Source organism: Nocardia pseudovaccinii NBRC 100343, from assembly GCF_001613225.1.
GTDB lineage: Bacteria > Actinomycetota > Actinomycetes > Mycobacteriales > Mycobacteriaceae > Nocardia > Nocardia pseudovaccinii.
Genome location: NZ_BDBY01000298.1, coordinates 1 through 20,974 on the forward strand (window position 1 = coordinate 1; position 20,974 = coordinate 20,974).

Annotated in this window: 20 protein-coding genes and 1 pseudogene; 16 read left to right on the plus strand and 5 right to left on the minus strand. The window is 66.1% G+C overall.

Going from position 1 to position 20,974, the window contains the following annotated elements; all coding sequences use genetic code 11:
- The 5 genes from NP3_RS35255 to NP3_RS35275 form a co-directional block, all read left to right on the plus strand.
- Positions 1–976: UDP-N-acetylmuramate dehydrogenase (locus NP3_RS35255; protein WP_063046061.1), on the plus strand; the 976-nt coding region annotated here is incomplete at its 5' end.
- Between the two features lie 67 nt (positions 977–1,043).
- Positions 1,044–2,288: a L,D-transpeptidase gene (locus tag NP3_RS35260; RefSeq protein WP_063046062.1), complete on the plus strand. Its 1,245-nt coding sequence runs from the start codon at positions 1,044–1,046 to the stop codon at positions 2,286–2,288.
- Positions 2,289–2,326: 38 nt separating this feature from the next.
- Entirely contained in the window at positions 2,327–2,761 is a 435-nt protein-coding gene (locus NP3_RS35265; protein ID WP_063046063.1) for a helix-turn-helix transcriptional regulator, read from the plus strand.
- Positions 2,762–2,781: 20 nt separating this feature from the next.
- Positions 2,782–3,192 carry a VOC family protein gene (locus NP3_RS35270; protein WP_063046076.1) on the plus strand — a complete coding sequence of 137 codons (411 nt, stop codon included), beginning with the start codon at positions 2,782–2,784 and terminating at the stop codon, positions 3,190–3,192.
- Between the two features lie 192 nt (positions 3,193–3,384).
- Complete coding sequence (locus NP3_RS35275; RefSeq protein WP_063046064.1) at positions 3,385–5,793, plus strand: ATP-binding cassette domain-containing protein; 2,409 nt, start codon at positions 3,385–3,387, stop codon at positions 5,791–5,793.
- Between the two features lie 61 nt (positions 5,794–5,854).
- Here the strand turns inward: NP3_RS35275 and mscL are convergent, their stop codons facing one another.
- Both mscL and NP3_RS35285 read right to left on the minus strand, forming a co-directional pair.
- On the minus strand, positions 5,855–6,301 hold the full coding sequence (gene mscL / locus NP3_RS35280; protein ID WP_063046065.1) for a large conductance mechanosensitive channel protein MscL: 447 nt from the start codon (positions 6,299–6,301) through the stop codon (positions 5,855–5,857).
- Between the two features lie 126 nt (positions 6,302–6,427).
- The gene (locus NP3_RS35285) at positions 6,428–7,162 is read right to left on the minus strand and encodes an SDR family NAD(P)-dependent oxidoreductase (protein WP_063046066.1); all 735 of its coding nucleotides are present in this window, start codon (positions 7,160–7,162) and stop codon (positions 6,428–6,430) included.
- A 90-nt stretch (positions 7,163–7,252) separates the two neighbouring features.
- Between NP3_RS35285 and NP3_RS35290 the strand changes: the two genes are divergently transcribed.
- From NP3_RS35290 to NP3_RS35315, 6 genes are all read left to right on the plus strand, one after another.
- On the plus strand, positions 7,253–8,074 hold the full coding sequence (locus tag NP3_RS35290) for an alpha/beta fold hydrolase (RefSeq protein ID WP_063046067.1): 822 nt from the start codon (positions 7,253–7,255) through the stop codon (positions 8,072–8,074).
- Between the two features lie 175 nt (positions 8,075–8,249).
- Positions 8,250–9,686 (plus strand): D-inositol-3-phosphate glycosyltransferase, encoded by a 1,437-nt coding sequence (mshA, locus tag NP3_RS35295; protein ID WP_174566299.1) that lies wholly within the window; start codon positions 8,250–8,252, stop codon positions 9,684–9,686.
- Positions 9,683–10,186, plus strand: coding sequence for a type III secretion system chaperone family protein (locus tag NP3_RS35300; RefSeq protein ID WP_063046077.1), 504 nt, complete (start codon positions 9,683–9,685; stop codon positions 10,184–10,186). Before mshA ends, NP3_RS35300 begins: the two co-directional genes overlap by 4 nt.
- 134 nt (positions 10,187–10,320) lie before the next feature.
- Positions 10,321–11,226 carry an ROK family protein gene (locus tag NP3_RS35305; protein WP_063046079.1) on the plus strand — a complete coding sequence of 302 codons (906 nt, stop codon included), beginning with the start codon at positions 10,321–10,323 and terminating at the stop codon, positions 11,224–11,226.
- Positions 11,227–11,277: 51 nt separating this feature from the next.
- Positions 11,278–12,015: a phosphoglyceromutase gene (locus tag NP3_RS35310; RefSeq protein WP_063046068.1), complete on the plus strand. Its 738-nt coding sequence runs from the start codon at positions 11,278–11,280 to the stop codon at positions 12,013–12,015.
- A 350-nt stretch (positions 12,016–12,365) separates the two neighbouring features.
- On the plus strand, positions 12,366–14,417 hold the full coding sequence (locus NP3_RS35315) for a CocE/NonD family hydrolase (RefSeq protein WP_063046069.1): 2,052 nt from the start codon (positions 12,366–12,368) through the stop codon (positions 14,415–14,417).
- Between the two features lie 92 nt (positions 14,418–14,509).
- Here the strand turns inward: NP3_RS35315 and NP3_RS35320 are convergent, their stop codons facing one another.
- Positions 14,510–15,175: an NADPH-dependent F420 reductase gene (locus NP3_RS35320; protein ID WP_063046070.1), complete on the minus strand. Its 666-nt coding sequence runs from the start codon at positions 15,173–15,175 to the stop codon at positions 14,510–14,512.
- 91 nt (positions 15,176–15,266) lie between these two features.
- Between NP3_RS35320 and NP3_RS35325 the strand changes: the two genes are divergently transcribed.
- The 3 genes from NP3_RS35325 to NP3_RS35335 all read left to right on the plus strand — a co-directional run bounded on the left by NP3_RS35325 (position 15,267) and on the right by NP3_RS35335 (position 17,702).
- Positions 15,267–15,650 carry a winged helix-turn-helix transcriptional regulator gene (locus tag NP3_RS35325; protein ID WP_063046071.1) on the plus strand — a complete coding sequence of 128 codons (384 nt, stop codon included), beginning with the start codon at positions 15,267–15,269 and terminating at the stop codon, positions 15,648–15,650.
- 130 nt (positions 15,651–15,780) lie between these two features.
- Complete coding sequence (locus tag NP3_RS35330) at positions 15,781–17,016, plus strand: sensor histidine kinase (RefSeq protein ID WP_063046072.1); 1,236 nt, start codon at positions 15,781–15,783, stop codon at positions 17,014–17,016.
- Complete coding sequence (locus NP3_RS35335) at positions 17,013–17,702, plus strand: response regulator (RefSeq protein ID WP_040696229.1); 690 nt, start codon at positions 17,013–17,015, stop codon at positions 17,700–17,702. The genes NP3_RS35330 and NP3_RS35335 overlap by 4 nt, the downstream gene beginning before the upstream one ends.
- Positions 17,703–17,783: 81 nt before the next feature.
- Here NP3_RS35335 and NP3_RS35340 read toward each other — a convergent pair whose 3' ends face one another.
- Both NP3_RS35340 and NP3_RS35345 read right to left on the minus strand, forming a co-directional pair.
- On the minus strand, positions 17,784–18,116 hold the full coding sequence (locus tag NP3_RS35340; RefSeq protein ID WP_063046073.1) for a hypothetical protein: 333 nt from the start codon (positions 18,114–18,116) through the stop codon (positions 17,784–17,786).
- A gap of 69 nt (positions 18,117–18,185) precedes the next feature.
- Complete coding sequence (locus NP3_RS35345) at positions 18,186–19,013, minus strand: DUF3109 family protein (RefSeq protein WP_157124765.1); 828 nt, start codon at positions 19,011–19,013, stop codon at positions 18,186–18,188.
- Positions 19,014–19,132: 119 nt separating this feature from the next.
- On the opposite strand from NP3_RS35345, the gene NP3_RS35350 reads away from it, so the two are divergent.
- Together NP3_RS35350 and NP3_RS35355 are read left to right on the plus strand one after the other, a co-directional pair.
- Positions 19,133–20,164 carry a Ppx/GppA family phosphatase gene (locus tag NP3_RS35350; protein WP_063046075.1) on the plus strand — a complete coding sequence of 344 codons (1,032 nt, stop codon included), beginning with the start codon at positions 19,133–19,135 and terminating at the stop codon, positions 20,162–20,164.
- Positions 20,161–20,974, plus strand: a pseudogene (locus NP3_RS35355) (hypothetical protein); the annotation flags it as partial. The gene NP3_RS35350 and the pseudogene NP3_RS35355, both read left to right, overlap by 4 nt.

Below are 20,974 nucleotides of genomic sequence, written 5' to 3' on the forward strand. Positions count from 1 at the left end.
GGAATGCGCGACGACCGAAGCGCTGGTCGCGACGGTCCGGACGCTGGACACCGCGGGCATTCCACTACTACTGCTCGCGGGTGGATCCAACCTGCTCATCGGCGACGACGGCTTCGACGGTGTCGTGGTCCTGGTGCGCAACGAGACGGTCGAGATCGGCGCGCACGGTGTGGTCGCCGAGGCGGGCGCGAACTGGGACGCGGTGGTCGCGGCCACGATCGAGGCCGGTCTCGGCGGGCTGGAATGCCTGTCGGGCATTCCCGGATCGGCCGGTGCGACGCCGGTACAGAACGTCGGCGCGTACGGCGTGGAGGTCGAGAGCCTGCTGCGCCGCGTGCGCTTGCTGGATCGGGCGAGCGGCGAGATCCGCTGGGTCGAACCGGCCGAACTCGGCTTCGGCTACCGCACCAGCGCACTCAAACATCGCGATACCGCCGTGGTGCTCGCGGTGGACTTCGCACTCAATGCCGATGGAGCGAGCGCACCGCTGCGCTACGGCGAACTCGCGAACGCACTCGGTGCGGGCAACGGCGACTCCCGGCCCGCCGATCAGGTCCGGGCGGCGGTGCTGAAGTTGCGCGCGGGCAAGGGGATGGTGCTCGACCCCGCCGATAACGACACCTGGAGTGCGGGCTCGTTTTTCACCAATCCGGTCGTTCCGGTGCACCGCGTCGAGGCAGTGAAGGCTGCGATCATCGCCCATGTGGGCGACGTCACGATCCCGACTTATCCGGCTCCCGACGGCGTCAAATTCTCCGCGGGCTGGCTCATCGAGCGGGCGGGCTTCGCCAAGGGTTTTCCGGGTCCCGACGCCCCGGCCCGGCTGTCCACGAAACATACGCTGGCCTTGACCAACCGCGGCAGCGCGAGCGCCGCCGATCTGGTCGCACTGGCCCGTACCGTCCGCGACGGTGTCGCCGAGCGATTCGGTATCCGGCTGGAGCCGGAGCCGGTACCCATCGGAGTCGCTCTGTAAACGGTGAAACGGACACCACACTCTTCGCAGGCCGGTCGGATGGTTTTCGCCGCGTAAATTCGATGAAGTGAGCCATCGTCCAGTCATCCACAGACCGGCCGCCGCCGTCTCCGCCGTGCTGCTCGTGGTAGTCGCGCTGGTGGCCGGATGCACGTCCGACAAAGGCGGAAACAGCAACTCCGCCAAAGACAACACCCCCGTCGCGAAGGTCACGCTGACACCCGGTGCCGACGCCAAGAACGTCAATCCGACCGCACCGATCTCGGTCACCGTCACCGACGGCACCATCGATCAGATCGCGCTGACCAACGCCAACGGCAAGCAGGTCGCCGGTGAACTCGCCGCGGACAAGCACAGCTACCAGACCACCGAACCGCTCGGCTACGACGCCAAATACACCTGGTCCGGCACCGTGGTCGGTATCGACCACAAGCCGGTCCCGATCGACGGCGCCTTCACCACGCTGGCACCGAAGAACACCTTCCCCGCGACGCTCAATATCGCCGATAACCAGGAAGTCGGCATCGCCGCCCCGATCATCTTGCAGTTCAAGGGATCTGTGCAGAACAAGGCCGCGGTGGAGAAGGCGCTCACCATCACCACCAATCCGCCGACCGAGGGCGCGTGGGCCTGGTTCCCGGACGACAACGGCGGCTCGCGCGTGCACTGGCGGCCGAAGGATTACTGGACGCCCGGCACCACCGTGCACGTCGCGGCCAAGCTCTACGGCCTGGATCTCGGCGGCGGAAACTACGGATACTCCGATCTCACTTCGGATTTCCGCATCGGCCGCAGCCAGATCGTCAAGGCCAGCGCGCCGAGCCATCGCATGCAGGTCGTGCGCGACGGACAGGTCGTCGTCGATATCCCGGTCAGCTACGGCGAGGGCAATGAGGCGCGCAATGTCACCCGCTCCGGTGTGCACGTCGTCACCGAGAAGTACGAAGACTTCATGATGTCGAATCCGCCGTTCTACACCAATGTTCGCGAACGCTGGGCCGTACGCATCTCGAACAACGGCGAATTCATTCACGCCAATCCGGAATCCCTTTCGGCACAGGGCTCTTCGAATGTCACCAACGGCTGCATCAACCTGTCGCCGAGTGACGCGCAGGCCTACTTCCCGACCGCGCTCTACGGCGATCCGGTCGAGGTGACCGGCACGTCGATCGCGCTGTCGGCCGCCGATGGCGATCTCTACGATTGGACCATCGACTGGAACACCTGGACCGGGCTGTCGGCATTGCAGGGTGAACCCAAGAATCCGGTGTCCGCGACACCGGTGCCGCCGCTGCCCGCTGGCGGTCGCTGAGCTAGGCAAACCCGGCGCGACATGCGACGATCGGTCAGGTGACCAGCAGACCAGCCACCGAGGACAACCTGCGCGAGCTCGCGCGTCTGCGTCGTGTCCGCGACCGGATCGACCGGGAGTACGCGCAGCCGCTCGACGTCGAGCGGCTCGCCCGCGACGAGCACATATCGGCTGGTCACCTGAGCCGCCAGTTCAAGCTCGCCTACGGCGAGTCGCCGTACTCCTACCTGATGACGCGGCGCATCGAGCGCGCGATGTCGCTGTTGCGACGTGGCGATCTCAGCGTGACCGAGGTCTGTTTCGCGGTCGGCTGCCAGTCACTGGGCACCTTCAGTACTCGGTTCACCGAGCTGGTCGGAATACCGCCGAGCGCCTACCGGGAGCAGGCCGAGCACGCCACGGTGGATCTGCCGACGCTCGTCGTGAAACGGGTGACCAGACCGATCAGGAATCGAGAAGCGCGGGTCATCTAGCAGCAACTAGCGTGAGAGCCATGGACATCACCATTCAATCGAGCTTTCTCCCACAGGACGATCCGGAGGCCGCCCTGGCCTTCTACCGTGACGCCCTCGGCTTCGAGCTGCGCAAAGACGTCGGATTCAACGGAATGCGCTGGCTCACCGTAGGCCCGGTCGACCAGCCCGGCACCTCCATCGTCCTGCACCCGCCAGCCGCCGATCCAGGTATCACCGATGACGAGCGGCGCACCATCGCCGAGATGATGGCCAAGGGTACGTACGCCAGCATCCTGCTGGCTACCAAGGATGTCGACGCCACCTTCGAGAAGGTGCAGGCCACCAATGCCGAGGTCGTCCAGGAGCCGACCGATCAGCCATACGGGGTTCGCGACTGCGCCTTCCGCGATCCCGCCGGAAATATGGTCCGTATCCAGCAGGTGAGCTGAGCCTCGGGCAATCGCAGCGCTCGACACCAGTGGCGACCGCAGGTCACCGGTGTCGAGCCGAGGCGAGCAATCGCCACGAACACCGCCGTACAAGTACCGAAACACACTGCTCGAAGCTGATTAGATCGAGGCAGTCGACTCCGACGGAGACCGCGCAGGCGGCCCGCGCACCTAGATGGAGAACCGATCAGCATGGCCAAAAAGACGGAAACGCACATGCACGCTGCCGACAGCCACGATCTGATCCGCGTGCTCGGCGCGCGCGTGAACAACCTCAAAGACATCAGCATCGAAATCCCGAAGCGCCGATTGACCGTGTTCACCGGTGTTTCCGGCTCGGGCAAGAGTTCGCTGGTATTCGACACCATCGCCGCGGAGTCGCAGCGGCTGATCAACGAGACCTACAGCACCTTCGTGCAGGGCTTCATGCCTACGCTGGCTCGGCCCGATGTCGATGTGCTCGACGGGCTGACCACCGCGATCATCGTCGACCAGCAGCGCATGGGCGCCGACCCGCGCTCCACGGTCGGCACCGCCACCGACGCCAGTGCCATGTTGCGCATCCTGTTCAGCCGACTCGGCAAGCCGCATATCGGCTCGCCGCAGGCGTTCTCCTTCAATGTCGCCTCGATCAGCGGCGCGGGTGCGGTCGCGGTAGAGCGCGCCGGGAAGACGGTCAAGGAGCGTCGGAGCTTCAGCATTACCGGCGGCATGTGTCCGCGCTGTGAGGGCCGGGGTTCGGTCAACGACATCGATCTGACCCAGCTGTACGACGACACGAAATCGCTGAACGAGGGCGCGCTCACTATCCCCGGCTACAGCATGGATGGCTGGTTCGGGCGCATCTTCACCGGCTGCGGGTTCTTCGATCCGGACAAGCCGATTAAGAAGTACAACAAGCGCGAGCTCAACGATCTGCTCTACAAGGAGCCGACCAAGATCAAGGTCGACGGCATCAATCTGACCTACGAGGGTTTGATCCCGAGGATCCGCAAGTCGATGCTGTCCAAGGACGTCGACGCGCTGCAGCCGCATATCCGCGCCTTCGTGGAGCGGGCGGTCACCTTCCAGATCTGCCCCGAATGCGACGGGACCCGGCTCAGCGAACTGGCGCGCTCGTCGAAGATCAAGGGCATCAGCATCGCCGACGCCTGCGCCATGCAGATCAGCGATCTGGCCGAATGGGTCAGCGGGCTGAAGGAGCCGTCGGTGGCGCCGCTGCTGACCTCGCTGCGGCACACCCTCGACTCGTTCGTGGAAATCGGCCTCGGCTACCTGTCGCTGGAACGGCCCGCGGGCACGCTGTCCGGTGGTGAGGCGCAGCGCGTCAAGATGATCCGCCACCTCGGCTCCTCGCTCACCGACGTCACCTACGTATTCGACGAGCCCACCGCGGGCCTGCATCCGCATGACATCCAGCGGATGAACGAGCTGCTGCTGCGGCTGCGGGACAAGGGCAATACGGTGCTCGTCGTCGAGCACAAGCCGGAGACGATCGTCATCGCCGACCACATCGTCGACCTGGGTCCTGGCGCGGGTACGGGCGGCGGCACCGTCTGCTTCGAGGGCAGCGTGGATGGGCTGCGCGGCAGTGGCACCATTACCGGCCGTCACTTCGACGACCGCGCCGCGCTGAAGGAGACGGTCCGAAAGTTCAACGGCGCGTTGGAGATTCGCGGTGCGTCGACCAATAACCTGCGGGATGTCGATGTCGACATTCCGCTCGGCGTGCTCGCCGTCATCACCGGCGTCGCGGGCTCGGGTAAGAGCTCGCTCGTACACGGCTCGATCCCCGCAGGCGCAGCTCAGCTCGACGGCCGCTCCGCAAGCTCCGCGGACGTGGTGTCGGTCGATCAGGGTGCGATCCGTGGCTCCCGCCGAAGCAACCCGGCGACCTATACCGGTCTGCTCGACCCGATCCGCAAGGCATTCGCGAAGGAAAACGGCGTCAAGCCAGCGCTTTTCAGCGCAAACTCCGAGGGCGCCTGCCCCAATTGCAACGGCGCGGGCGTCATTTACACCGACCTCGCGGTCATGGCCGGTGTCGCCACCACCTGTGAGGAATGCGAGGGCAAGCGATTCCAAGCCGCAGTGCTCGAGTACCACCTCGGCGGTCGCGATATCAGCGAGGTGCTCGCGATGTCGGTGACCGAGGCGCAGGAGTTCTTCAGCGACGGCGCGGCGCGCACACCGGCCGCGGAGAAGATCCTGGACCGGCTCGCCGATGTCGGGCTCGGCTACCTCACCCTCGGCCAGCCGCTCACCACGCTGTCCGGCGGCGAGCGGCAGCGGCTCAAGCTGGCCACCCACATGGCGGACAAGGGCGGCGTCTACGTCCTCGACGAGCCGACGACGGGCCTGCATCTCGCCGATGTCGAACAGCTGCTCGGCCTGCTCGACCGGCTGGTCGACTCGGGTAAGTCGGTCATTGTCATCGAGCACCACCAGGCAGTAATGGCCCATGCCGACTGGATCATCGACCTCGGTCCCGGTGCGGGCCACGACGGCGGCAAGATCGTCTTCGAGGGCACGCCCGCCGACCTGGTCGCCGAGCGCGCCACCCTCACCGGCGAACACCTGGCGGCATACGTCGGCGCCTGAATGAAAATCGCCCCCGCTCGGCAGAACCGTGCGGGGGCGAAACATATTCGGCGCGTGGCAATTACCGCGCGTTCTCCTTGACGAGCGAACCGTCCTTGCCGAACGATTCGGTGTCGACGACCGAATCCTTCTGCCGCTCGGCGAGCAGATCGCGAATCTCGATGAGCAATTCGATCTCGGATGGTTCGGCCACCTTGGCGGTGCCGAAGCGGTTCTTCAGCGTCTTCATCGGCACCATCAGCACGAAGTACAGCACCGCGGCGACCAGCACGAAGTCGATGAGCGCGGTGATGATCGGCCCGATCGCGATGAAGGTGGCAGGCTTACCCGAGACCAGCTGAACGCCGAGTCCCAGCTCATTGGTCTTACCCAATACCGCGAGCAGCGGATTGATGATTCCCTTTGTCACCGCCGTCACCACCGAGGTGAACGCGGTACCCATGACCACCGCGACGGCGAGGTCGATGACATTCCCGCGCATCAGGAAATCTTTGAAACCCTTGAGCATGAGCCGAGCTACTCCAATCTGGTCTATCTGCGTGCCGAACACCCGATGCTAATGTCCGCGTCACCACCGGAGCGAATTCACAGCAATCGAGAAACGGTCGAATCAGATGGAGTATCGCCGATTCCGTCAGCCGCGGCGAGCGAAGCGTCCCGGTCCGGCCTGGTCACGGGGCTTGACGATGATCTGGTCCAGATTCACATGTGACGGTCGCGACGCCACGAACCCGATGATCTCCGCGATGTCCTGCGCGAACAGCGGATCAATGCCCTCGTACACCTTGGCCGCCCGCTCCTCGTCTCCGGCGAAGCGCACCAGCGAGAACTCGGTTTCCACTGCGCCGGGCGCGATTTCGGTGAGCCGCACCGGCTGACCGAGCAGTTCGCCGCGCAGTGTGCGGTGCAGTACGGCCTGTGCGTGCTTGGCCGAGGTGTAGCCGGAGCCGTTGTCGTAGGCCTCGAAGGCGGCGACCGAGGTGATGGTGACGACGAGCCCGTCGCCCGAGGCGATCAGTTTCGGCAGCAACGCCTTGGTCACCCGTAGCGTGCCGAGCACATTGGTTTCCCACATCCAGCGCCAGTCGTCCAGATCCGCCTCGGCCACCGGTGCCAGACCCTTCGCGCCGCCCGCGTTGTTGACGAGCACATCGACGTTCTCGATCGCATCGGTGAACGCGCGGACGGAATTGTCCGAGGTCACATCGAGTTCGAGTGCGGTGCCGCCGATTTCGTCGGCGAGACGCCGCAGCCGATCGAGCCTGCGCGCACCGACGACCACGTGATAGCCCTGTTTGGCGAGTTCCCGGGCGGTGGCTTCCCCGATTCCCGAGCTGGCCCCGGTGACGACGGCAGTGCGAATGCTCATGCTCCCGATCCTAAGTGCAGGTCGTTTGCCGACGAGCCCGGCTGTTGCCCGGATCACCGCACCGGACCAGCCGCCGTTAGCCTCGGTGGCATGGCTATTCGGGAAGCGGTCAGTGCGGACGGAACGAGCATCGTCTATCGGGTCGGCGGACCGGCCGAGGGCAGGCCGCTGGTGCTGGTACACGGTTGGTCGGCCAATCTGCAGTGCTGGGGCGCGGCCGCGGACGAGCTGGCCGAGCGCTTCCGGGTGCTCGCCGTCGATCTGCGCGGCCACGGCTACTCGGGGGCCCCGGAAACCGGCTACGACGATCCGAAGAACTGGGCCGCCGATATCGCCGCCGTGCTCGCCGCCGAAGGCATCCGATCCGATGCGGTCCTGCTCGGCTGGTCCTACGGCGGCATCGTGATCAGCGACTACCTGACCGCCTACGGCACCGGTGCGGTCGCGGGCGTCATCTACTCGGGCTCGATGGCCAATATCGGTCGCGCACCCGGTGCGGAGACCGGTTCGGCCATGCAGGAGGCCATTCCCGGTGTGTTCGAGGAGAGTGCGGGCAGGGCGTTGCGCGCGTTCGGCGCCTTCGGCAATGCGAATACCGGACCCGGTCCGGACAAAGGCGTCGATGCGCAGCGCATCTTCGGTGCGAGCCTCGGCACGCCACCCCGGGTGCGCAAGGCGCTGTTCTACCGGACCGTCGACAACACCGAAACGCTACGCGCCCTGGACATTCCGGTGCTGGTCCTGCACGGAACCAAGGATCCGGTCGTGCCGATCGAGAACGGGCGCTACATCCTCGATGCCGTGCCCGACGGCCGCGGCTCGTTCTGGGAGGACGCGCAGCACGGGCTGTTCATCGAGGATCGCGCCCGCTTCGTCACCGAGGTGAGCGCGTTCATCGACGGTCTGAATTAGCCGTCCGAAATTCGCTGGCGCCGCACGCTGGGCTCGAGCAGACTTGTCGTGTCCCGGTGCAGAGATCAGCGCCGGGCAGATATTTGCACCGCGCGTGAGAACCCTCACGAAACTGCTGTGACGACTGTCACTCGGCCCGGTTACGGCGTCTGGGTTGGGCAATTCAACGTGCACTATGGATGGTGTGAGTCAACGCCCGGACCTACGGCCGAATCGGATCGCCGTGTTATCGGTGCACACCTCACCACTTGCTCAACCGGGTACCGGCGATGCAGGCGGCATGAACGTCTATGTCCTGCAAACCGCCATTCAGCTGGCCCGACGCGGCACCGAGGTCGAGATCTTCACCCGGGCCACCTCCTCGAACGTCCCGCCCGTGCAGGAGGCGGCACCGGGCGTTCTGGTGCGCAATGTGGTGGCGGGCCCGTTCGAGGGGCTGGACAAGCACGACCTGCCGACCCAGCTGTGCCCGTTCACGGCGGAGGTGCTGCGCCAAGAGGCCAGACACCAGCCCGGACACTATGACCTGGTCCATTCGCACTACTGGCTGTCCGGTCAGGTCGGCTGGCTGGCGCGCGACCGCTGGCGGGTGCCGCTGGTGCATACCGCGCACACCTTGGCGGCGGTGAAGAACGCGGCGCTGGCCGAGGGCGACTGCCCCGAGCCCGCGACCCGCGAGATCGGCGAGAAGCAGGTGATCGCCGAGGCCGATCGCATGGTCGCCAATACCGCGGAGGAGGCGCGCCAGCTCGTCGAGCTGTACGGCGCCGATCCCGAGCGCATCGATGTGGTGCCGCCCGGCGCGGATCTGACTCGCTACTGTCCCGGCGAAAAGGCCGCGGCCCGAGCCGAATTGGGTCTGGCCACCGACGAGCGGATCGTCGCGTTCATCGGCCGCATCCAGCCGCTCAAGGCCCCGGATGTGCTGGTCCGCGCGGCGGCCGAGCTGCTGTACCGCGACCCGGCGCGCAAGCTGCGGGTGCTCATCGTCGGCGGACCGTCCGGCACCGGACTGGAGCGCCCCGATTCACTGATCGAACTCGCGGCCGCGCTCGGCATCGCCGAGCACGTCACCTTCCTGCCGCCGCAGCCGCCGGATCGCCTGGTCCAGGTGTATCGCGCCGCCGACCTGGTCGCGGTGCCCAGCTACAACGAATCCTTCGGTCTGGTCGCCATCGAGGCGCAGGCCAGTGGCACCCCGGTACTCGCGGCGGATGTGGGCGGGCTCGGCACCGCCGTGCGTCACGGTGAGACCGGCCTGCTCGTCCCCGGACACCGGACGCCGGACTGGGCCGACGCCCTCGGCCACCTACTCGACGACGGTGAGCGACTACGTCGGATGGGTGTGCGCGCGGTCGAGCACGCCGGGCATTTCTCCTGGGAGCACACCGCGGACGGACTGCTCGCCAGTTATTCGGCGGCGCTGGCCGATTTCCGTGCGGTACGCGCCGGTCTCGGCGCGGGCCGGCACAAGGTCTTCGAGGCCGCGCGGGCCGAGCTGGCGGAGGAACGCACTAGCCTCACGGGTGAACGCAGTGCTGTTCTCCTCGGCGAGACCAGTCAGGCCAGATCGCGGGCGCTGTGGCGGCGCCGGACGGGAGCGCACCGATGAGCACGGCAGCCGCGACCGCACAGCTGATCGATGAAACGCTGCGCGAGCGCGAAATCGAGTACACCCATCCCAGCCAGGAGACTTTCGTCGTCATCCTGCCCGGTGAGCGCAAACTCGCGACCACCGTGATGCTCACCGTCGGCAAGCACGGACTGCGGATCGAATCGTTCGTCTGCCGCAAGCCCGACGAGAACTTCGAGGGCGTCTACAAATTCCTGCTGCGTCGCAACCGCCGCCTCTACGGTGTGGCCTACACCCTGGACCGCGTCGGCGATATCTATCTGGTCGGCCGCATGGCCACCCACGCCGTCACCCCGGACGAACTGGACCGGATCTTCGGCCAGATCCTCGAGGCCGTCGACGCCGACTTCAATGTCCTGCTGGAACTAGGCTTCGCCGAATCCATTCGCCGGGAATGGAAGTGGCGCGTATCGCGCGGCGAATCCTTGCAGAACCTGCGCGCCTTCGAGCATCTGGTCGAGGCCGCAGACCAGCCCTGAACCGGCACATCTCCTATCGCGGGTATGAGCCTGCGACAAGGGGTGTAGAGACGAAGGCTGGAGTATCCGCGCCCGGAGTAGGCGACAATCGCGCTGTGGGAATGGGCCGCGAGGTACAGGAAGGCAGCCCGGCGATGATGGTTCTTGCTCTGGATATCGGTGCGACGAAATTCGCCGCCGGGGTCGTCTACGGGGGCCGGAAAGTACGCGATGTACGGCGGGTCGATGTGCCTCGGGAGTCGGTGTGGTCGGCGTGCCGCGACCTGCTGCTGGAGGTGGCCGGTGACGCGACGGTCTCGGCGATCGGGATCGGTTCGGCCGGACCGGTCGATGTGCGTACCGGCGTCACCGGCCCGCTGAACATTCCGGAATGGAAGCCGGGCTTCCCGATCGTGGCCGAGGTGCAGCGGCTGTTCCCTTCCGCCGCAGTGCGATTCGCCATCGACGGCGCCTGCCTTGCGCTGGCCGAACATCACGTCGGCGCGCTGCGCGGCATTCCGAACGGCCTGGCCATGACGGTCTCCTCGGGCATCGGCGGCGGCATCATCGCCGACGGCCGGGTGGTGCTGGGGCGCACCGGAAATGCCGGACACGTCGGTCATATCGTGGTGCCAGGTTGGGATGTGCCTTGTGAATGCGGCGGCGTCGGCTGCGTCGAGGCGATTGCCAGCGGTATGTCATCGGTGCGCTGGGCGCGCGAACAGGGTTGGCGCGGTGAGACGGGTGCCGGGCTGGCGAAGGCCGCGCACACCGGCGACGAGATCGCACTCGCCGCGCTGCATCGGGCCGGAACCGCCCTCGGCACGGCCATCGCCTCCGCGGCCTCGACGCTCGATATCGATCGGGTGGTGATCGGCGGCGGCTTCGCGCAATCGGGTGAACCGCTGTGGGAACCGCTGCGCGCGGCACTGACCCGGCACGCGGGTTTGGACTTCCTGCGCGAGCTGCAGGTGGTGCCGTCGCGAATCACCAATGGCGCCACCCTGGTTGGCGCGGGTGTGCTCGCCGCGGGCCACGATACGGCCGATGCCATCTCCTGAGCAGTGGGAACGGATGCGAGCCCGGTTCGCGTACATGCCAGAATGGCCTGCATGACGTACACCCTCGTGTTGCTGCGCCACGGCGAGAGCGAATGGAATGCCATGAACCTTTTCACCGGCTGGGTGGATGTGCACCTGACCGACAAGGGCATCGCCGAGGGCAAGCGCGCCGGGGAACTGCTGGCCGAACACGGCATTCTGCCCGATATCGTCTACACCTCCGTGCTGCGGCGCGCGATCAGCACCGCGAATATCGCGCTGGACGCCGCCGACCGGCACTGGATCCCGGTCGTGCGCGACTGGCGCCTCAACGAGCGCCACTACGGCGATCTGCAGGGCAAGAACAAGGCGCAGGTCCGCGACCAGTACGGCGACGACCAGTTCATGCTGTGGCGGCGCAGCTACGACACTCCGCCGCCGCCGATCGACCCGTCGAACGAGTACAGCCAGGAGAGCGATCCGCGCTACGACGGCATCGACGTCCCCAAGACCGAATGCCTGCTCGATGTGGTGAACCGGATGGTCCCGTACTGGGAGTCGACCATCTCCAAGGACCTGCTCTCGGGCAAGACCGTTCTCGTTGCGGCACACGGCAATTCGCTGCGCGCGCTGGTCAAGCACCTGGACCGGATCTCCGATGACGATATCGCCGGGCTGAACATCCCCACCGGTATACCGCTGCGCTACGAGCTGGACGAGAACTTGCGCCCGGTTCGTCCGCGCGAATACCTGGACCCCGAGGCAGCCGCCGCGGGTGCCGCGGCCGTCGCCAGCCAGGGCGGCAAATAAGCACCTACCTCGATACAAACGCGCCGCGACCGGCCTCGGTCGCGGCGCGTTGTCGTTTCTCGGCAGGACACAGCTGATCCGCTTACGACGTCGCGACGGCGGTACGGCGTTCGCCTCGATCGGAAATGGGCTGGTGCGCGGGTCGCGATCAGTTAGCTGTGACCATCTGGGTTAGTGTTAATTCTGCAGGTCGGCGTGGTTTATTCCAGTCTTGTGCAGGCATTATGCGAGTCTAATTGCTATATGTGAACCGATATTCGCCACGCGATCTAAGTAGCCTCGAGTTCGAACCTACTCGTCGGTATGTAAGCTCTGGTCGTTCGACCAGTCCGAGAGGCGGATCACCCCTGATGCAGACAATGTTGCGTGCCACCGTGGCGGCAGTCGCCGCGGCGGTGCTCATTCCATTCGTCACCCAGAGCGCGATCGCCGCGTCGGCGCCGTCCGGTCCCGACGGTGGCGCGGCTGGTGCCGTCTGGGCCGCGACCGAGGACGGACCCCAGCAGTACCCGAATGTGAATATCCAGTGGGATGTGCCGATCACCATGAGCGACGGCACCGTCCTGAAGGGCAATGTGTACCGTCCGGCGGATGCCGCGGGTCGCCCGATCGCCACCCCGACGCCCACAGTGGTGAATCTGACGCCGTACACCAAACTGGTCTCGAACATCGCCGACAGCGCCATGTCCATTCCGGGTCTGTCCGATGCGCTGATCGAACTGTTCCGCCGGATCGACCTCAGCGGGACCCCGCTCTCCGGCGTCACCGATCTGACCAAATCCTTCGGCGGCGGCGAACTATGCAACTTCGCCGTCGACCGTCAGCTCATCGAAAGCGGCTACACCCAGGTCGTGGTCGACGTGCGCGGCACCGGCTTCTCCCAGGGCACCTGGGACATGCTGCGCCAGCGCGAACAGCAGGACACCTACGAGGTGATCGACTGGACCGCGCGTCAGCCGTGGTCCGACGGCCGCATCGGCATGAACGGCCTGTCCTATTCGGGCATCAACCAGATCCAGGTGGCCGCGATGCATCCGCCCGCGCTGAAGGCGATCTTCCCGGTGGTGCCCGGCAGTGACCTGGTCAACGATGTGCTCGCGCCCGGCGGCGGCTTCGGCTTCAACTTCATTCCGCTGTGGCTGTCCGCCATCAACGGCCTCGAGCTGGTTCCGGATGTGGCGTCGATGCTCAACGGGCAGTTCGATATGAAGTGGCTCGCGGATCGCGCGAAGGATCCGTTCACCTTCATGGATGTGCTGCTCAATGTCTACAGCACCACCCGGATCGAGGATCTGGACCCGCGCGCCGAGGAACTGCTGACCGGTTCGTCGGCGTCGCGCGCGGCCTGGCTCAGCGATCCGAGCCAGATCCAGGTGCCCACCTTCGTCACCGGTGGCTGGCACGATCTGTTCACCTACTCGGAATCCAAGATCTACAACGAGATTCCGCTGCCCGCGGGCCAGAAACAGCTGCTGATGGGCAATACGTACCACATCAGCTCGGGCAATGAATACGGCAAGCCCGGCCTGCCGCCGCGCCTGGATGTGCTGCAGCGCGCGTGGTTCGACAAGTGGCTCAAGGGAATCGACAACGGCATCGATGAGTACGGCCCGATCACCCTGCGGCAGCAGGGCGGCGGCTGGATCACCACCGACTCGTTCGCCGATCCACGGACCGGCTCCCAGGATGCCGAATATCGCCGGATGTACCTGTCCGCCAACCGAAGTGGCACCGCGAACAGCCTGAACGACGGATCGTTGCTCGCCACCGCGAGCCCGGACTCGGCGCGGCTCACCGTCGCGCCAGGCCTGACTACCCTGTGCTCCAACGACGCAGCGCAGGGTAGTGCGGGTTTCCTTTCGATCATCGATGGTTGCGCCAAGGACTCCCGCATCGCCGAGCTGAACGGGCTGACCTTCACCAGCGACCCGGTCGCCGAGCCGACCACCATCTCCGGCCGAATCGCCGCGCACCTCGATACCGTTCAGGATGCGACCGACGGATACTGGGTGGTCACGGTGAACGATGTCGCGCCGGACGGCCGGTCCACCGTGCTCACCTCCGGCCAGTTGATGGCGTCGCTGCGTCAGGTCGACGAGGCGAACAGCACCCGTTCCGCCAGTGGCGATTACACCGATCCGCGGCCTTATACATCGCTGGACCTGCGTCAGCCGACCGTGCCTGGGGAGGAGACGACCCTCGATATCACCCTGCCCGCCACCGAGGCGATCCTGCAGCCGGGCCATCGCCTGCGCGTGGATGTCTTCGCGGGCAACTTCCCCAAGGGCCTGCCGGTTCTGCCGATGCTGATCGATACGGGTCTGAAACCGCAACACGTGCAACTGGATCCGAATCGGCCGAGTTTCGTGAATCTTCCGGTGCGGGGCAACCCGGGCTGGTAAGCCGTATCCGGCCCGAGCGTGCACCTCTCGCGCATTCAAGCTCGAATCCGCGGGGTATGGGCGGTCGTGCACGCTCGGACCGGGTCCGGTCGCTAGTCGGCCACGGCGAATGCCGCTTCCAACGGCGGGAAGACCGCGCGGGCATCCACGCCGCCGAACCAGAGGCCGACGGTGAAGACCGAGGTGGCCTCGAGATATTTGGCGCGATGCAGTCCGCCCGCCGAAATCGGTTGCAGCCCGAGATCTTCCGCCAGTACGGCGACTTGTTGCATCGCGGCAGCGTCGTCACCGCAGATAGGCACCGCCAGCCTGCGGTCCTCGAAGACGCGGGCCGGTGATTCCCACACCTCGGCGGCACACACGTTGAACGCCTTCACCACGTTCGCCTCGGGAACCGTCGCCGCGATGCGAGCGGCGACCGCGTCCTCGGACAATACGAAAGCCAGAACTCCTTGCGGCGCGGCTTCGTCCGGGAGGAACGCATTGGTGCAGTCGATCACCGTCCGCCCGGCAAGTTCTCCGCGGATTTCACCCAGTACTTCGTCAAGGGCACTTACCGGCAGTGCCAACAGCACGACCGCCCCGAATTCGGCAGCCGCGCCGACACTACCGCCTCGTGCTCCGTGCCCGATGGTTGCTGCCAGCCCATCCGCGGCCGCACGGGACCGAGCTCCGATGACGACCTCGTGCCCGGCCGCGGCCCAGCCGCCGCCGAGTGCCTTCGCCATCGCGCCCGCCCCGATGATTCCGATTCGCATATCAACTCCTGGTTCGGGATGTATTCGGCACCGACGCTAGGGATTTCGATAGGCACCCGAAGGTGCGCAATGACGATGGCAGGCTGGTGTCATGACGGTCGAACATGCCGAACCCGTGGAATTCGCGCCCTATGGCGACTACGAGGCCGACTGTCCGGCCCGCCTCGGCGTCGACCTGTTCGGCAACCGCTGGCTCTCGGTCATCGTCTATATGCTGCGCGACGGTCCGATGCGTCCCGGTGACCTGCGTATGGCCATCGGCGGCATCAGCCAGAAGATGCTCACCCAGACGCTGCGTCGCATGCAGACCATGACCCTCATCGAGCGCCACCGCTACGCCGAGGCTCCGCCCCGCGTCGAATACGAACTGACCGAAGCGGGACGCGATCTGCTCATCCCGATCTACGCCCTCGGCGAATGGGTCGACCGCCACGGCGACTCGGTGCGGTCGGCAATGTCGGATTCGCCGGAGTGAAAACGATCCGGACTCCGTCTCGCGAACAACGCGTAAACAAGCGGCTAACGATCCTGGAAGTGCCTATGACCTGCGCGAAACTTCGCGTACCCCGAGTTGGGTTGTCGGTCGGCGACCGTACGATTCAAGTGTGAGTGTTCCCCAGGCCGTCCTACTGGCAGTCCTCGCGGCTGTCGTCGGCCTGGCAGTCGGTGGGCTACTGATCCCGTTCGTGAACGCCAGGCAGGCCGCCCGCAGACAGGCGGATTCCGGTCTCACCATGTCCCAGGTGCTAGACCTGATCGTGCTCGCCTCCGAGAGCGGAATCGCGGTCGTCGACGAATACCGCGATGTGGTGCTGGTCAACCCGCGCGCCGAGGAACTGGGCCTGGTCCGCAACCGGCTGCTCGACGAACGCGCCTGGGCCGCGGTGGAGAAGGTGCTCGCCACCGGCGAATCCAGTGAATTCGATCTCACCGCGGAGAAGCCGCTGCCCGGCCGCAGCCGGATCGCGGTGCGCGGAGTGGCCAGACAGCTATCGCGCGAAGAGACCAGTTTCACCGTGCTGTTCGCCGACGACGATTCCGAGCAGGCCCGCATGGAGGCCACTCGCCGTGACTTCGTCGCCAATGTCAGCCACGAACTCAAGACTCCCGTCGGCGCGATGAGCCTGCTGGCCGAGGCCATGCTGGAATCCGCCGAAGATCCCGACGCGGTCCGGCACTTCGGTCAGCGCGTACTCGGTGAATCCCGGCGGCTGGGCAAGATGGTGACCGAGCTGATCGCGCTCTCGCGACTACAGGGCGCGGAAAAGCTACCCGAGCTCGAAGTGGTCGACGTCGACTCCGTGGTCACGCAGGCGGTCGATCGCTCCCGTACCGCCGCCGAGGCCGCTGGCATCACCGTCAGCACCGACCGCCCGAGCGGACTCGAGGTGCTCGGCGACGAAACCCTGCTCGTCACCGCACTGTCCAACCTGGTGGAGAACGCCATCGCGTACTCACTCGCGGGCTCCCACGTTTCGGTGAGCCGCTCACTGCGCGGCGATCACGTCGCGATGGCCGTGACCGATCGCGGCATCGGTATCGCCAAGGAAGACCAGGAGCGGGTCTTCGAACGATTCTTCCGATCCGATAAGGCACGCTCGCGCGCCACCGGTGGTACCGGGCTCGGCCTGGCTATCGTCAAGCACGTGGCGGCCAACCACAACGGTGAAATCACCCTGTGGAGCAAGCTCGGCACCGGATCGACGTTCACCCTGCGAATACCTGCCCACCATGAGGCCGACGGCGAAGAAGAGGTCGACGGTTCCGCGGTGAGCATGAGAGAAACACACCCGCGCCCCACGGGGCCGGGCAGACCGAATGGTGTGGAGGCACGCAGATGACGAGTGTTCTGATCGTCGAAGATGAGGAGTCGCTGGCCGATCCGCTCGCGTTCCTGCTGCGCAAGGAGGGATTCGAGGTCACCGTGGTCGGTGACGGACCGTCCGCGCTCGCCGAATTCGACCGCTCCGGCGCCGATATCGTGCTGCTCGACCTCATGCTGCCCGGCATGAGCGGCACCGACGTGTGCAAACAGCTGCGCACCCGCAGCGGCGTCCCGGTGATCATGGTCACCGCGCGCGACAGCGAGATCGACAAGGTGGTCGGCCTGGAGCTCGGCGCCGACGACTACGTCACCAAGCCGTACTCGGCACGCGAACTGATCGCCCGCATCCGGGCCGTGCTGCGCCGCGGCGCTGGCGATGAACTGGACGGCGGCAATGAGAGCGGTGTGCTCGAGGCCGGACCGGTCCGGATGGATGTCGACCGCCACACCGTGCACGTCAACGGCAGGCAGGTCACCCTGCCGTTGAAGGAGTTCGATCTGCTCGAATATCTGCTGCGCAATTCCGGGCGAGTACTCACCAGGGGCCAGCTGATCGACCGGGTCTGGGGCGCCGACTACGTCGGCGACACCAAGACCCTCGACGTGCACGTCAAGCGGTTGCGCTCGAAGATCGAGGGTGACCCGGCCAAGCCGGAGCACCTCGTCACCGTCCGCGGCCTCGGCTACAAACTCGAGGCTTGACCGTCAGCGCACACTAAAAATTCCTGCAAAACGCAGACGCCGAGGCCCCGACAACCTCGACGTCTGCTGCGTGCGTCCGAGTCAGGGCAGGTAGACCCAGGTGGGGCCGAGGCCGGGGACGTCCTGCTTGTGCAGGGTGATCCAGCCGAGATCGTCTTCCTGCATGCATTCGTAGACGTCGGCCGCGCTGGTGCCGCGGCACGCGATGGTGTGGGTTACGCCGTACGGGCTCATGATCAGGTTCTTGCCGTTCGCCTGGGCGTTGATCGCGTCAGGGGTGTTGGCGGGCAGGAAGTCGGCGGTGAAATCGGCGTATTTGGCCGGGTCGCCATTGGGTTCGGCGTGCGCGGCACCGGTCAGTGCGGCGGTGGCGCCGAGCGCGATGGCGGTCAGGGTCAGGGCTTTCTTCAACATGACCGCACATCCAACCGCATGTGAGTAAAGCGTGCATGGCGGGCAGGTGAATCGCCCGCAATGCAAGCTTCACGCCGACTGGTCGGTAATGGGTTGGTCGGATTTCATCCGGTCGGCATGCACGGTCGCGGGATGGATCGCGATGAGGCCGAGTCCCTCGCGCCGCTTGCAGTGCCTAGCCAGCTCTTCGTAGGCGGGTGCACCGAGCAATTCCTTCAGCTCGGGAGCGTAGGACTGCCACACCGGACGGGCGCCCACATGCGCGTCGGGGGAGCCGGAGCAGTACCAGTCCAGGTCCTCGCCGCCGGGACCCCAGCCGCGCCGGTCGTATTCGGTGATGGTGGTCTTCAGGATCTGCACGCCGTCCGGGCGCTCCACCCAGTCCTGGGTGCGCCGGATCGGCAACTGCCAGCACACATCCGGCTTCACCTCGAGTGGCTCGATGCCCTTGCGCAGCGCCATGGTGTGCAGCGCGCAGCCGACGCCGCCCTCGAAGCCGGGGCGGTTCAGGAAAATGCACGCGCCGTCGAAGCGGCGGGTGCGCAGGGCGGGCTCGTCCTCCAGCTCGTCGAGCTCCAGATAGCCCTTCTTGGTGATCTTGCCCTCGGCGTCGGTCGCCTCGTCCATCAGCTGCCAGTCGCTCGGTGTGAGCATTTTCACAGCATTGGTCAGACGCTTGCGATCGTCCTTGTCGGAGAGGAACGCACCGTGCGAGCAGCAGCCGTCATCGGGGCGGTCGCTCAGAATTCCCTGACAGGCCGGAGTTCCGAAGACGCACGTCCAGCGCGACAGCAGCCAGGTCAAATCCGCGACGATCACATGCTCGTCGTTTGCTGGATCCACGAACTCGATCCATTCACGGGGAAAGTCGAGATCGACCTCCGGCGCCGGATCGATCTTCCGCGCTGGTGGGGGCCTCTTGGAGCCGCTGTTCGTTGCGCCTACCGTCACACTTCAGGACGCTAACAGTTCAGTCGCCTGGGCTAAAGGGCCGGTTCACCCAGTACCGTATTCATGTGCGGCTTGGGGTACTGGATGTCGGAAGCAATACCGTCCACCTGCTTGTGGTGGACGCCCATCGCGGTGGTCACCCGATGCCGATGAGCTCGACAAAGGCCACTCTCCGGCTATCGGAGAACATGGATTCCGAGGGCTGCATCACCGTCCAGGGGGCCGAACGGCTGATCGCCACGGTCGCCGAATTCGCCAGCATCGCCGAGACTTCCCGCTGCGTCGAGCTGATGCCGTTCGCGACCTCCGCGCTGCGTGAGGCGGCGAACTCCGATGAGGTACTCGCCAGGGTCCGCGCCGAAACGGGCGTCGAACTGCAGGTGCTCTCCGGTGTCGACGAGGCCCGGCTGACCTTCCTCGCCGTGCGCCGGTGGTACGGCTGGAGCGCGGGCCGGATCCTCAATCTCGACATCGGCGGCGGCTCACTGGAAATGACCAACGGTGGCGACGAGGAACCCGATCTCGCGGTTTCGCTGCAACTCGGCGCCGGAAGATTGACCAGAGAATGGCTGCGCGAGGATCCACCGGGCAAACGCCGCGTCGCGGTGCTGCGCGATTGGCTCGACGCGGAACTCGTCGCACCCGCGAAACAGCTGCTGGACGTGGGTAAACCGGATCTCGCGGTCGGCACGTCGAAGACGTTTCGGTCCCTTGCCCGGTTGACCGGGGCGGCACCCTCTTCGGCCGGGTTGCGGGTGCGCCGTACACTCACCAGCTCAGGTCTGCGCCAACTGATTGCCTTCATCTCGAGAATGACGGCGGCGGACCGTGCAGAATTGGAAGGCGTAAGTTCCGATCGGTCACAGCAATTGGTGGCTGGCGCACTGGTCGCGGAGGCGAGTATGCGGGCACTATCGCTGGATACCCTCGAGATTTGTCCGTGGGCACTGCGCGAGGGGCTCATCTTGCGCAAACTGGATACCGATATGAACGGCGGACCGAGGGCTACGGCATTGCCGGGTTCCGTCGCGGAAACGAGCGGTAAGCCGGTGCCCGGCGGCGGTCTATCGGGCCCGATGGAAACGGTGTCGTCATGAGTGAGGATTCCAAGCAGCTATCGGTTGCCGAGCTGCTGGCACGCAACGGCCAGCAGGGCGCGGCGTCGCCCGGTGGCGGCGGACGGCGGCGGCGCAGTGGCCGCGGCATCTCGGTTGCCGAGCTGACCGGTGATCTGCCCGCCATTCCGGCCGGTGGCGGTGGCCATTCGGCGCACGCCGCACCCGAGGAGGACGAACCGGCGTACGAACCGCCGTCGTACGAATCCAACGGGTACGAGGCCAACGGGTACGACGCGTCGGGTTACCAACCCTCCGGTTTCCAGTCCGGCGGGTACGTGGGGTCCGGATTCGAAACGCCTGCGCCGGAACCCACTTCGTACGCCGCGCCGGATCCGGCGCCGTACGCCGCACCCGAATTACCGAACTACTCGCCGATGTCGGGGCCGATCACCCGATACGACCCACTCTCGGCCTACGCCGCTCCGGAGGCGCCCGCCGATCCGCTGCCCGCGCCGGGATATTCGAGTCGGATCATGCCGGGGCGGGAAATGCCGGGCGCGGATTCGTCGCGGCATTCCGCACCCGCGGATCCGCTGTCCGCGCCGATATCCGATCTGTATGCCCCGGCACCGGATCCGTACGCCCCGGCACCCGATCCGTATGCGCGGGACCCGCTTGCGGACGGCGCGGTCGGCTCCGGACGGACCGGCCGCAGACGTCGGCATGCCGAACCGGAGGAAGAGACCACCGACGTACAGCCGCTGCGCGATCTCGGCCGCGGCATCGGCGCCCCGCCCGAAAGCCCGCCGAACGGATCGAGATCCGGCGGCCGAGCCGCCCGGCGGCGCG

What these genes read in the sequence shown, in the direction of transcription:
- mscL (WP_063046065.1), bottom strand. Translation starts at nt 6,301, where the DNA reads ATGCTCAAGGGTTTCAAAGATTTCCTGATGCGCGGGAATGTCATCGAC.
- NP3_RS35270 (WP_063046076.1), top strand. Translation starts at nt 2,782, where the DNA reads ATGGACATCACCATTCAATCGAGCTTTCTCCCACAGGACGATCCGGAG.
- NP3_RS35275 (WP_063046064.1), top strand. Translation starts at nt 3,385, where the DNA reads ATGGCCAAAAAGACGGAAACGCACATGCACGCTGCCGACAGCCACGAT.
- NP3_RS35315 (WP_063046069.1), top strand. Translation starts at nt 12,366, where the DNA reads ATGCAGACAATGTTGCGTGCCACCGTGGCGGCAGTCGCCGCGGCGGTG.
- NP3_RS35285 (WP_063046066.1), bottom strand. Translation starts at nt 7,162, where the DNA reads ATGAGCATTCGCACTGCCGTCGTCACCGGGGCCAGCTCGGGAATCGGG.
- mshA (WP_174566299.1), top strand. Translation starts at nt 8,250, where the DNA reads ATGGATGGTGTGAGTCAACGCCCGGACCTACGGCCGAATCGGATCGCC.
- NP3_RS35310 (WP_063046068.1), top strand. Translation starts at nt 11,278, where the DNA reads ATGACGTACACCCTCGTGTTGCTGCGCCACGGCGAGAGCGAATGGAAT.
- NP3_RS35340 (WP_063046073.1), bottom strand. Translation starts at nt 18,116, where the DNA reads ATGTTGAAGAAAGCCCTGACCCTGACCGCCATCGCGCTCGGCGCCACC.
- NP3_RS35320 (WP_063046070.1), bottom strand. Translation starts at nt 15,175, where the DNA reads ATGCGAATCGGAATCATCGGGGCGGGCGCGATGGCGAAGGCACTCGGC.
- NP3_RS35290 (WP_063046067.1), top strand. Translation starts at nt 7,253, where the DNA reads ATGGCTATTCGGGAAGCGGTCAGTGCGGACGGAACGAGCATCGTCTAT.
- NP3_RS35300 (WP_063046077.1), top strand. Translation starts at nt 9,683, where the DNA reads ATGAGCACGGCAGCCGCGACCGCACAGCTGATCGATGAAACGCTGCGC.
- NP3_RS35335 (WP_040696229.1), top strand. Translation starts at nt 17,013, where the DNA reads ATGACGAGTGTTCTGATCGTCGAAGATGAGGAGTCGCTGGCCGATCCG.
- NP3_RS35305 (WP_063046079.1), top strand. Translation starts at nt 10,321, where the DNA reads ATGATGGTTCTTGCTCTGGATATCGGTGCGACGAAATTCGCCGCCGGG.
- NP3_RS35325 (WP_063046071.1), top strand. Translation starts at nt 15,267, where the DNA reads ATGACGGTCGAACATGCCGAACCCGTGGAATTCGCGCCCTATGGCGAC.